Origin of the sequence: Pseudomonas sp. FSL R10-2189, from assembly GCF_009600325.1 — a bacterium.
Taxonomy (GTDB): Bacteria; Pseudomonadota; Gammaproteobacteria; order Pseudomonadales; family Pseudomonadaceae; genus Aquipseudomonas; species Aquipseudomonas helleri.
In genome coordinates, this window is record NZ_WIVZ01000001.1 from 425,621 (window position 1) to 436,501 (window position 10,881).

A 10,881-nucleotide genomic window follows, 5' to 3' on the forward strand; every position below is an offset into this window, starting at 1 on the left:
TTGATCCAGGAGGTAGGGGTGCACATTCAAGGGTTTCACGACCTTAAGTTCGAAGCCGTGCGTGAGGCGTTTGCTGATTTGTTTAATGATCCGCAAGAGCGCGGCGCAGCCCTGTGCATCCAGATCGCGGGCGAAACAGTGCTCGATCTGTGGGCCGGTACGGCTGACAAAGACGGCGAACAGGCCTGGCACACGGACACCATCGTTAATCTGTTTTCGTGCACCAAGACCTTTACCGCAGTGACGGCCTTGCAGCTGGTCGCAGAAGGCAAGCTGGCACTGGATGTTCCCGTTGCTCGCTATTGGCCTGAATTTGCCGCAGCTGGCAAAGGGTCCATCACCCTTCGTCAGTTGTTGAGCCACCGTGCGGGTTTGCCTGCACTGCGCGAACTATTGCCGGCTGGCGCGTTGTATGAATGGCAAACCATGGTCGATGCGCTTGCCGCAGAGGCGCCATGGTGGACTCCGGGCGAAGGGCACGGTTATGCCGCAATTACCTACGGCTGGTTGCTGGGTGAGCTGATTCGTCGTGCAGACGGTCGCAGTCCCGGACAGTCGATTGTGGCTCGCACAGCCAGGCCATTGGGGCTGGACTTTCATGTCGGGCTGGCAGATGAAGAGTTTCACCGCGTCGCGCACATTGCCCGCACCAAGGGCAACATGGGTGATGAAGCGGCCCAACGGATGTTAAAAGCGATGATGAATGCCCCGTCTTCCATGACGACACGGGCATTTACCAATCCGCCGTCTATTATGACCAGCACCAATAAGCCGGAGTGGCGTCGTATGGAACAGCCCGCAGCGAATGGTCATGGTAATGCGCGAAGTTTGGCCGGCTTTTATAGCGGGTTGTTGGAGGGGAGTTTGCTGGAAGCCGAAATGCTTGAGCAACTGACCCGTGAACACAGTCTGGGCGAGGATAAAACCTTGCTCACCCAGACGCGTTTCGGGCTGGGCTGCATGCTGGACCAACCGGATGTACCCAATGCCACGTTTGGTCTTGGGCCAAAGGCGTTCGGCCACCCCGGAGCAGGCGGTTCAACTGGCTTTGCCGACCCGGAACGCGAGGTTGCATTCGGGTTTGTGACTAATTCACTGGGGCCTTACGTATTGATGGACCCACGCGCGCAAAAGTTGGCGAAAGTATTGGCACAGTGTTTATAACCGGGTTTTTATAAACCGTAGGTCGGAACGCGATAGCTTTTATGTGTTCAATACGTTTTTTTATATGGGCGTAGTGCCTTTTATTTTTAATTCATTGTGTGGATATTCAATGTCATCTAATAAGACTCTCGCTCTGGCTCTTTGCCTGGCTATTACCGGTTGCGCACAAACTCCACAGAATGACGCCGAAGGTGGCCACAAATGGTGGCAGTTCGGGTCGTCTGATCAGGCGCCGACCGCTGGGGACAAAACTGCCAGCGCTTCAGCCAAACCAACCAACACGCCAGCCCTGGCGCCAGCAGCCAAAACCGCTGCTGCTCCAGCCCCAGCAGCAGCCCCTGTACCAGTGGCATCAGCCAACACGAATAAAGACAGCGGTTCTAGCTGGTGGCCTTTTGGTGGTGGCGACACGGCCAAAAAAGACGCCCCGGCTGATAAAGCACCGGTCGTTGCCAAGGTAGCCTCGGCGCCTGCCGCGCCAAGCACGTCGAAAAACTGGTGGTGGCCGTTTGGTGGTGATGACAAAGCCACCAAGGCCGCGCCGATTGGCGTGATTCCGATGCCGGACCCGAAAATCACCCAAGCCTGGCTGGACGAGTACGAGCCGCGCCTGCGCGTTGCCATCAAAGACTCTAACTTGCAGTTGGAGCGTCGCGAGAACCTGATCGTGATCGTCGCCGCTGCTGACAGCGCGTTCAAACCTACGCGTCCGGATTTGCTGATGCCGTCCATGCTCGGCCCGTTCACCCGTGTGGCCAAAGTGGTCGAAGGCGATCCTAAAACAGCCGTACTGGTACTTGGTCATGCCGACGCTTCGGGCACCATGGCAGCCAACACCCGCTTGAGCCTGGACCGCGCCAAATCAGTGGCTGCGATCTTCCGCATGAGCGGTCTGCAAGGTAACCGTCTGACCCTGCGTGGCATGGGGTCGGTGATGCCGCGTGCGGCTAATGACAGTAACGAAGGTCGTGCATTGAACCGCCGCGTAGAAATCATGATGACCCCGCAAGCCACCATGTTGGCGCTGGTCAGCAAATACAGCCAGCCGGTACTGACCCCCGAAGAGCTGGTTGCAGCCCAACCGGCTGTGTCGCCATCGACACTGGCCAAGACTGATGCCGTGTCGACTAGCAAGAAGGCAGCGCACGCCAAGAAAGCCGCACCGGCTAAAAAAGCTGCCCCGGCCAAAAAACCGGTAGTGGCCAAAGCCGCAGCGGACAAAAAAGTGGCTGCCAACGATCAGAACAAGAACTGATTGTTTTAGGGAAGGATTGCCCTCATGACCCAAGCGCTGGCCGATATGCGCCGCGATTACACCCGTGACGGGCTGGCCGAGGCGCAAGCTCCGGCCGAGCCTTTTGCACTGTTTCATCAGTGGTTCGCTGACGCGGTCAAAACCGAGCAACCGCCGGTTGAGGCCAATGCCATGACCCTGGCAACTGTGGACGCCGAAGGGCGTCCGCATTGTCGGGTGCTCTTGCTCAAAGGGCTGGATGAACAGGGTTTTACCTTTTTCACCAACTACACCAGCGCCAAGGGTGAGCAGTTGGCAGCGCGTCCTTTTGCCGCCATGACGTTTTTTTGGCCCACCCTGGAGCGGCAAGTGCGCATCGAAGGCCAAGTGGTCAAGGTGACACCGCAGGAGTCCGACGCTTACTATCAGGTGCGCCCATTGGGTAGCCGGATCGGGGCCTGGGCTTCACCGCAAAGCCAGGTGATTGCAGACCGTGAGGCGCTGACCACACTGCTGGCGGCCACTCAGGCGCGTTTCAGTGATACGCAGCCGCATTGTCCGGAACACTGGGGCGGTTATCGTTTGCTGCCACAACGTATTGAGTTTTGGCAGGGGCGCCCGAGCCGCTTGCATGATCGACTCAACTATCGCCGCGAGGGCCCTGAGTGGGTGCGTGAGCGCCTGGCACCTTGAAAACCTGATAAACAACGGTAGCGTGCAAGTCAAAACGGCTATTTCGCGCTACCCTTGTCGTTAATTTACAAGCGCCTGTCGCCCACGCTGTGTCTGTACAGGCGCTGAATAAAGACCACATTGTCTGCGCTGCGCGGTGACAGGCACCCGGTTGCAGAGTTTAATGAATCCCTGATCTTTTGGAGTTGATCCTATGCGTAAGACCGCACTGTTAGTTGCAGCTTTTTCGACCATGACAGTTCTGTTGAGCGGCTGTGCCTCGAACTTGACCGGTGACACCTATTCGCGTGATGAGGCGCGTCGCGTACAAACCGTACGTACCGGCACTATCGTTGCCCTGCGCCCTGTACAAATCGAAGGCACCAAAACCCCAATCGGCGCCGCAACAGGTGCTGTGATCGGCGGCGTTGGCGGCAGCGCTATCGGTGGCGGCCGTGGCAGCATCGTGACTGCAGTGATCGGCGCAGTCGCCGGTGGCCTGCTGGGTTCGGCTGCTGAGTCGGGCCTGACCAAGACCCAAGGTGTTGAAATCACCGTGCGTGAAGACGACGGCAGCACCCGTGCTTATGTTCAACAGGTTGAGCCGAACCAGGTTTTCCGTACCGGCGAGCGCGTACGCATCATGACGGTTGACGGCACCAGCCGCGTAACCCAATAAGCTTTAGTAGGGCGCTTAAACAAAACCCCGGCCAGTGCGAACTGGCCGGGGTTTTTTATGCGGTTGGCAATCCTCGGGCTGGCTCAGGACGAGCGTCTAAAGGCCTGCTCAGCACCCGACAACGAGATGGCGATGCGATCCAGCAGCCTTTCGGCCGAGTACTTGGGCGCGATAGCGCACACCATTACCACAGCCAACCCTAGCGCCAGTGCCGGGCGAGGTATTTTGCCGATGTTGGACTGGCTCAGCATGAGCAGAAAAATGAATGCGGCGATTGTGCCTACCGACGCGCCCGCAATGGCTTCTGACAAGGGGTGGATGGTCAGGGCGATGTAGTTGATGCTGAACCACCAGGTCAGTACCACCCCAACCCCAAAGGCCGGCCAGCGCAAACGTGGGTTAATTTGCTGGCACAACAGGCTCAGCATCACGGTGAATACCAGGCAGGTATTGGTCGCATGCCCGCTGAACACCGCAATGTCCAGGCTGTGCAAGCCAATCCCCCAGCCCTTGAACAGAATTTTGGTCACGCCCACGATGAAGTAGGCGCACAGCAGTACACCCAGCCACAACACCGCGATTTTTTTAGAGGCAGCAGCCCACAGCCATGCCGCGATGACCAAGGCTGCCGGGAACATCACACTGATGCCCCCGTACTGCACAAATTGAAGTTTTGCGTCCACATTTCCCTCGTTGGGCGACAAAAAACCATCAGGGGCAACACCGGTTAACGGTGCTGCCCCTGCGAGAATCCCTGTTGATGTTGGGTTAAGCGTCTGCCTGTTTACGGCTGAAGATGGCGGTAACAGCGTAGCCGATCAGAGCCGCGAGGATAGAGCCGGTCAAGATCCCCATGCGGTCCATGCCGACGTACTCACTGCTGCCCGGCACAAATGCCAGCGAACCGACGAACAAGCTCATGGTGAAGCCGATGCCACAGAGAATCGCCACCCCAAACACCTGGCCCCAGTTGGCACCTGCCGGCAATGCAGCCAGGCCTGCTTTGATGGCGATCCAGGTCAGACCAAACACACCCACGGTTTTGCCGATCAGCAAGCCAGCGGCAATGCCCAGCGGTACGTGGTGAGTGAAGCTGTGCAGATTGACACCGGCCAGCGAAACGCCCGCGTTGGCGAAGGCAAACAGCGGCAGAATGCCGTAGGACACCCAAGGGTGCAGGGCATGCTCAATCGTCAGCAGCGGTGAAGTTTCGGCGTTTTTGGTGCGCAACGGAATGCAGAACGCCAGGGTCACGCCTGCCAGCGTGGCATGCACGCCGCTTTTGAGCACGCAGACCCACAGGATCAGGCCGATGATCATATACGGCGCGATCTTGATTACGCCCATGCGGTTCATCACGATCAGGGCAATCAGGCAGGCCGCTGCCAGCAGCAACGACACGCCGGAGAGTTCGCTGGAGTAGAACACCGCAATAACGATGATGGCTCCCAGATCGTCGATGATCGCCAGGGTCATCAGGAACAATTTGAGTGAAACCGGTACACGCTTGCCGAGCAAGGCCAATACGCCGAGGGCGAAGGCAATGTCGGTGGCCATGGGGATCGCCCAGCCATCGAGTGCATCGGGGTAGTCTTTGTTGAGGAACCAGTAAATCAGTGCCGGCACTACCATCCCGCCAATGGCCGCTGCGCCAGGCAGTACGACCTGGGAGGGTTTGGACAGGTGGCCTTCAAGCAGCTCGCGCTTGACCTCCAGACCAATCAGCAGAAAAAACAACGCCATCAGGCCGTCGTTGATCCATAGCAGCGAAGGTTTGGCGATTTGCAGGGCACCGATCTGCACGGCCACAGGCACATCAAGAAATGCCGTGTAGTAGTGCGAAAGCGGTGAGTTATTGATGATTAACGCCAGAGCCGCAGCTGCAATCAACAGCAGACCGCTGGCAGCTTCCATCTGAAAGAAACGAGTGAAAGTGCTACGCAGAGGCAAGGTGGCTCTCCAACGAATGGTTATTAGGTGCGACACCCTAACCTGTGCGGATAGTTGTTAAAACAAAAACTATATTCTTTTTTGTTATAAGCAACGCATTGATCCCGCACCGTCTACGAGACATTTCAGCTATGTATCTAAATAAGTCGGGAAACAGCGAAATACGCCGTGGGAAAGGTCTAGCTGGAGCGAGGCAAACTCGCTCCAGCAAGGGCGATATTAAGCCTCGATACCGAGGATATCGCGTGCTACTGCTTCAGCGATGCGGATGCCGTCAACACCGGCAGACATGATGCCGCCTGCATAGCCAGCGCCTTCACCGGCCGGGAACAGACCTTTGACGTTCAGACTTTGCATCGACGCGTCGCGGGTGATGCGCAACGGCGACGAGGTGCGGGTTTCGATGCCGGTCAGGACGGCGTCGTGCATCGAGAAGCCGCGAATCTGTTTCTCGAATGCTGGCAGTGCTTCGCGGATCGCTTCAATGGCGTAGGCAGGCAGGGCCAGAGCCAGATCACCCAGGGAAATCCCCGGCTTATAGGACGGCTCTACGCTGCCCAGCTCAGTGGACGGCTTGCCGGCAATGAAGTCGCCCACCAACTGCGCAGGGGCTTCGTAGTTGCTGCCACCCAGCACGTAGGCGTGGGCTTCGAGGCGCTCTTGCAACTCGATACCGGCCAAAGGACCGCCCGGGTAGTCGTCTGGCGTAATGCCGACAACGATGCCGGAGTTGGCGTTGCGCTCGTTACGTGAGTATTGGCTCATGCCGTTGGTGACCACGCGGCCTGGTTCGCTGGTCGCGGCCACAACGGTTCCGCCAGGGCACATGCAGAAGCTGTACACCGACCGACCATTTTTTGCGTGGTGCACCAGTTTGTAGTCGGCGGCGCCGAGTTTCGGGTGACCGGCGTATTTGCCCAGACGTGCGCTGTCGATCAGCGATTGCGGGTGTTCAATACGGAAACCTACCGAGAATGGCTTGGCTTCCATGTACACGCCACGGCCGTGGAGCATGCGGAAGGTGTCGCGAGCGCTGTGGCCCAGGGCCATGATCACGTGACGGGCCTTCAATTGCTCGCCGTCAGCCAGCACCACGCCTGTCAGTTGGCCGTCTTCAATCAGCACGTCAGTCACGCGCTGTTGGAAGCGCACTTCGCCGCCCAGCGCGATGATCTGCTGGCGCATGTTTTCAACCACGCCGGTCAGACGGAAGGTACCGATGTGCGGCTTGCTGACGTAAAGGATTTCTTCGGGAGCACCGGCTTTGACAAACTCGTGCAGCACTTTGCGGCCGTGGTGTTTCGGGTCTTTGATCTGGCTGTAGAGCTTGCCGTCAGAGAATGTTCCGGCGCCGCCTTCACCGAACTGCACGTTGGACTCGGGGTTCAGGACATTTTTACGCCACAGGCCCCAGGTGTCTTTGGTGCGCTGGCGCACTTCGGTGCCGCGCTCAAGAATGATCGGCTTGAAGCCCATTTGGGCCAGCAGCAGACCGGCGAAAATCCCGCAGGGGCCAAAGCCCACGACAATCGGGCGCTCGCTCAAATCCTGTGGCGCCTGGCCAACCACTTTGTAGCTGACATCCGGTGCAGGGTTGACGTTACGGTCATCAGCGAAGGTGTGCAGCAACGCCGCCTCATCCCGCACGCTCAGGTCGATGGTGTAGATGAAGCACAATTCGGAGGTTTTTTTGCGCGCGTCGTAACTGCGCTTGAACAAGGTGAAATCGAGCAAATCATCGCTGGCGATGCCCAGGCGCTGCACGATGGCAGTGCGCAGGTCTTCTTCGGGATGGTCGATTGGCAACTTGAGTTCGGTGATTCGTAACATGACGGTGTCCAGTGTCGGGGCCAGGTAAACCCCGGCAGCCTTATGCGAACCGGGGATTATAGGCGGCTTCGAACCGTTGGGTCAGGTTAAAACAGCAATCTGTGGTTACAGTTGTCGGTTAGTCGTTGCGCGCGCCACCAAAATAGCCGCAACCGCGCTGAACCTGGCCATTGACCCGCAGTTCAGCCGCCAGGTGTTGCACGCTGCCGTTGACGCTGTTGGTGCAGCGCTGCGGGGCTACCCAAAGCTCAATGCGCTGATTATTGGCTTCTGTGGACAGCGAGAAGCGGCCGTCACCGACCTGTTCTTCTACATAGGGCAGTGCCAGATCTTGTTGACCTTCGCGTTTAAGGATCAGGCCTTTGCCGCCTGCTTGTACTTCCCAGGCAGGCCCGTTGCCGTTGGCATGCACGGTTTGTTGCTTGAAGTTGGGGTCTTGGCAGGCAGCGCTGCTGCGCTCAAGGCGGTATACCTGTTGCAGCTTGACTTCACCTTGCTCACCCGCGGTTTTGGCACTGACGAAGCTGCCGCGAATATCGGCGAACAGCTTGCCAGGTTTGACGGGCATGTCGGTTGCGTCCTGGACCAGTGTGGTGCTGGCGCCATCACTGACCACATAGCGCTGTTGGCCGACGCAGGGTTGGAAAACCAGTTGGCCATTGTCTGAGACCAGTTCGCCCTGAAGGCGAGTCAGGCCGGCGTTGCTATCAACGGGTTTGCTGTTCAGCAACTGGCAGCCGGCAAAGACGGGCAACAGGGCGACTAAAACTAAGGAACGGGCAGCGCGCATTATTCGGACTCCTGACTAATGCCGTCACGTTACTTAGGCTCGCCGTGCATCACAAGCCCGCCCCTACAAATCTGACAATGTGCTTTAGCCCACCTGATAGGTCTGCCCGGTGTGCAGGCCTTCGACACTTTTGGCGTAAGCCAGCGCCACATCGGCGGCCGCTACCGGCTTGAAGCCACGGAAGTAGGGAGCGTATTTGTCCATCGCCTCTGCCAGCACCGTAGGGCTGACGGAGTTCACCCGCAGCCCGCGTGGCAGTTCAATTGCTGCCGCCCGGACAAAACCGTCGAGCGCAGCGTTGACCAATGCCGCCGAACTGCCGGTGCGAATCGGTTCGCGGTTGATCACCCCGCTGGTGAAGGTGAATGACGCATTGTCGTTGGCGTACTCGCGGCCGATCAGCAGCAGGTTGACCTGGCCCATCAGCTTGTCTTGCAAGCCCAGGGCGAAGTCTTTTTCAGTCATGTCGGCCAACGGCACGAAGTTGACATTGCCTGCGGCGCAGACCAGGGCGTCGAAGCGTCCGGTTTGTTCGAACAAGGCTCGAATGGAGGCGCTGTCACTGATGTCGACCTGAAAATCGCCGCTTTTACGGCCAATACGCACGATTTCATGGCGCGCCGACAACTCGCGATCAATAGCAGAACCTATGGTGCCGTTAGCGCCGATCAGCAGGATTTTCATCGGGTGTTCCTTGAGTGGGGAGGTGTGGGCTCAGTCTAGTAGTGGATTTTGGTGGCGATAAGCGCACTAATAGGCAACCTTTGGTTTTCATATGGAAACAATCCATGAGCGAGATGGATGATCTGGCAGCGTTTGCAGTGTTGGTCAATGCGGGGAGTTTTACCTTGGCCGCTCAGCAGTTGGGCTGCAGCAAAGGGCAGCTGTCCAAGCGCATCAGTCAGTTGGAGGCGCAGTTCTCGGTCGTGCTGCTGCATCGCACCACGCGGCGTTTGAGCCTTACGGCGGCGGGGGCTGCGTTATTGCCGCAGGCCCAAGCATTGGTGCTGCAGGTTGAGCGGGCGCATCAGGCGCTGGCGCGGCTTAAGGACGACATGGCGGGTCCGGTACGGTTGACGGTGCCGGTGTCGCTGGGTGAAACCTTTTTTGACGCGTTGTTGCTGGAATTTTCCAGCCACTATCCCTTGGTCCAGATCGAGCTGGAGTTGAGTAACAGCTACCGCGACCTGGCCCGGGAAGGGTTTGATTTGGCGATTCGCTCGCAAGTGGGTAGCGATGAGCGACTGGTGGCAAAGTCGGTACTGAGCTGGCACGAAATGACCTGCGCCAGCCCGGCGTACCTTGAACAGTACGGTGAACCGACCACTCCGGTGCAATTGGCCGAGCATCGTTGTTTGCTTAACAGCCATTACAGCGGCCGCGAAGAATGGCAGTACCACCAGCAGCATGAACTGCATCGAGTTCGGGTTTCAGGGCCTTTTGCCAGTAATCACTACAGTTTGCTGAAAAAAGCGGCGGTGATAGGCGCTGGTATCGCGCGGTTGCCGTCTTACATGCTCCACGCCGAATTGGCTGACGGGCGATTACGCGAGGTACTGCTCAATTATCAGACTCGCAGCAACCCGATGTACCTGGTGCACCCGTATGAGGGTGGATTGCCCAAGCGCACGCAAGTTTTGGCGGATTACTTGGTGCAATGGTTTCAGCGCAGCGTGCTGCAGCCCAATCTCCTGTAGTAATTGCCGAGTTTTACGAGGCTACGTCCGATTGCGAAGCGATCGTATAGGCTCAATGCAAGGTTGAACTGACCCACCGCGGAGCATGGTTTTACGACTGCTGCGCAGCCGAACGTAGCCTCGCGGTGCTCGTCAACGGCTACAGGGCGCGGTGCGATCTGCGGCCCAATAAAAAACGGCCCCGAAGGGTAATGCCAGTCAGTTAAGACTGACTCATTGACCTTTAGCCCGCAGGCCGCAAAATCCGATGCTTGGAAACGAGCATCGGATTTTTTATGCGCCTGTCAAAAGCCCTGTCCCTTACCCATGAAATGGCATCGCGGCCACATGCCCTTGAGGGGCTAGGAGCCTTACTCGATCCAGACATCGTCAAGCAAGCCTTCGAAAGCGCGGGTGTCTCGACCATTCGCAAGCGCCGTCTTCCACTTGAAAGCCTAGTGTGGTGCATCATCGGCATGGCGTTGTTTCGCCGGATGTCGGCTTGGGATGTTGTGAATCACATGGACATCATGCTGCCGGGCAAGCGGCTTCTGGTAGCACCGAGCGCTGTTGTTCAAGGACGGCAACGGCTCGGGAGCGATGCTGTACGCGAAGTATTCACGCTTACCCAGCAGCGGTGGCACGAAGAGGCCAAACACCCTCAATGGCTGGGGCTAACGCTACTTGGCGTGGATGGTGTCGTCTGGAATGCTCCGGATACCGCGCAAAACCGTGCACACTATGGCGGCGCTACTAACCAGCACGGCGATGGCAGTTTTCCTCAAGTTCGAATGGTCTGTCAGATGGAGCTGACCAGCCACCTGCTGATAAGCAGCACGTTCGAGAGCTACCACAGTAGCGAAATGAAGTTGGCCGAAAAACTGAT

General features: G+C 57.9%; 11 protein-coding genes. 6 read left to right on the top strand and 5 right to left on the bottom strand.

What is annotated here, in order from left to right; all coding sequences use genetic code 11:
• Positions 1 to 18: 18 nt before the first annotated feature.
• The 4 genes from GHO32_RS01935 (at position 19) to GHO32_RS01950 (ending at position 3,749) form a co-directional block, all read left to right on the top strand.
• Positions 19 to 1,164 carry a serine hydrolase domain-containing protein gene (locus tag GHO32_RS01935; RefSeq protein ID WP_368668512.1) on the top strand — a complete coding sequence of 382 codons (1,146 nt, stop codon included), beginning with the start codon at positions 19 to 21 and terminating at the stop codon, positions 1,162 to 1,164.
• Positions 1,165 to 1,273: 109 nt separating this feature from the next.
• On the top strand, positions 1,274 to 2,419 hold the full coding sequence (locus tag GHO32_RS01940; RefSeq protein ID WP_153333803.1) for an OmpA family protein: 1,146 nt from the start codon (positions 1,274 to 1,276) through the stop codon (positions 2,417 to 2,419).
• 24 nt (positions 2,420 to 2,443) lie between these two features.
• Complete coding sequence (pdxH, locus tag GHO32_RS01945; RefSeq protein ID WP_153333805.1) at positions 2,444 to 3,091, top strand: pyridoxamine 5'-phosphate oxidase; 648 nt, start codon at positions 2,444 to 2,446, stop codon at positions 3,089 to 3,091.
• Positions 3,092 to 3,284: 193 nt separating this feature from the next.
• On the top strand, positions 3,285 to 3,749 hold the full coding sequence (locus GHO32_RS01950) for a glycine zipper 2TM domain-containing protein (protein WP_048386517.1): 465 nt from the start codon (positions 3,285 to 3,287) through the stop codon (positions 3,747 to 3,749).
• An 83-nt stretch (positions 3,750 to 3,832) separates the two neighbouring features.
• Here GHO32_RS01950 and GHO32_RS01955 read toward each other — a convergent pair whose 3' ends face one another.
• From GHO32_RS01955 to GHO32_RS01975, 5 genes are all read right to left on the bottom strand, one after another.
• Complete coding sequence (locus tag GHO32_RS01955) at positions 3,833 to 4,432, bottom strand: hypothetical protein (RefSeq protein WP_368668513.1); 600 nt, start codon at positions 4,430 to 4,432, stop codon at positions 3,833 to 3,835.
• An 85-nt stretch (positions 4,433 to 4,517) separates the two neighbouring features.
• Positions 4,518 to 5,699, bottom strand: coding sequence for a Na+/H+ antiporter NhaA (gene nhaA, locus GHO32_RS01960; RefSeq protein WP_048386524.1), 1,182 nt, complete (start codon positions 5,697 to 5,699; stop codon positions 4,518 to 4,520).
• Positions 5,700 to 5,918: 219 nt separating this feature from the next.
• The gene (locus tag GHO32_RS01965) at positions 5,919 to 7,529 is read right to left on the bottom strand and encodes an NAD(P)/FAD-dependent oxidoreductase (protein WP_153332090.1); all 1,611 of its coding nucleotides are present in this window, start codon (positions 7,527 to 7,529) and stop codon (positions 5,919 to 5,921) included.
• A 118-nt stretch (positions 7,530 to 7,647) separates the two neighbouring features.
• Positions 7,648 to 8,319 carry a COG3650 family protein gene (locus tag GHO32_RS01970; RefSeq protein WP_153333807.1) on the bottom strand — a complete coding sequence of 224 codons (672 nt, stop codon included), beginning with the start codon at positions 8,317 to 8,319 and terminating at the stop codon, positions 7,648 to 7,650.
• Positions 8,320 to 8,403: 84 nt separating this feature from the next.
• Positions 8,404 to 9,003 carry a short chain dehydrogenase gene (locus GHO32_RS01975; protein ID WP_153333809.1) on the bottom strand — a complete coding sequence of 200 codons (600 nt, stop codon included), beginning with the start codon at positions 9,001 to 9,003 and terminating at the stop codon, positions 8,404 to 8,406.
• Positions 9,004 to 9,107: 104 nt separating this feature from the next.
• On the opposite strand from GHO32_RS01975, the gene GHO32_RS01980 reads away from it, so the two are divergent.
• Both GHO32_RS01980 and GHO32_RS01985 read left to right on the top strand, forming a co-directional pair.
• Complete coding sequence (locus GHO32_RS01980; RefSeq protein WP_153333811.1) at positions 9,108 to 10,016, top strand: LysR family transcriptional regulator; 909 nt, start codon at positions 9,108 to 9,110, stop codon at positions 10,014 to 10,016.
• Positions 10,017 to 10,291: 275 nt separating this feature from the next.
• Positions 10,292 to 10,881: transposase domain-containing protein (locus GHO32_RS01985; protein WP_178113824.1), on the top strand; the 590-nt coding region annotated here is incomplete at its 3' end.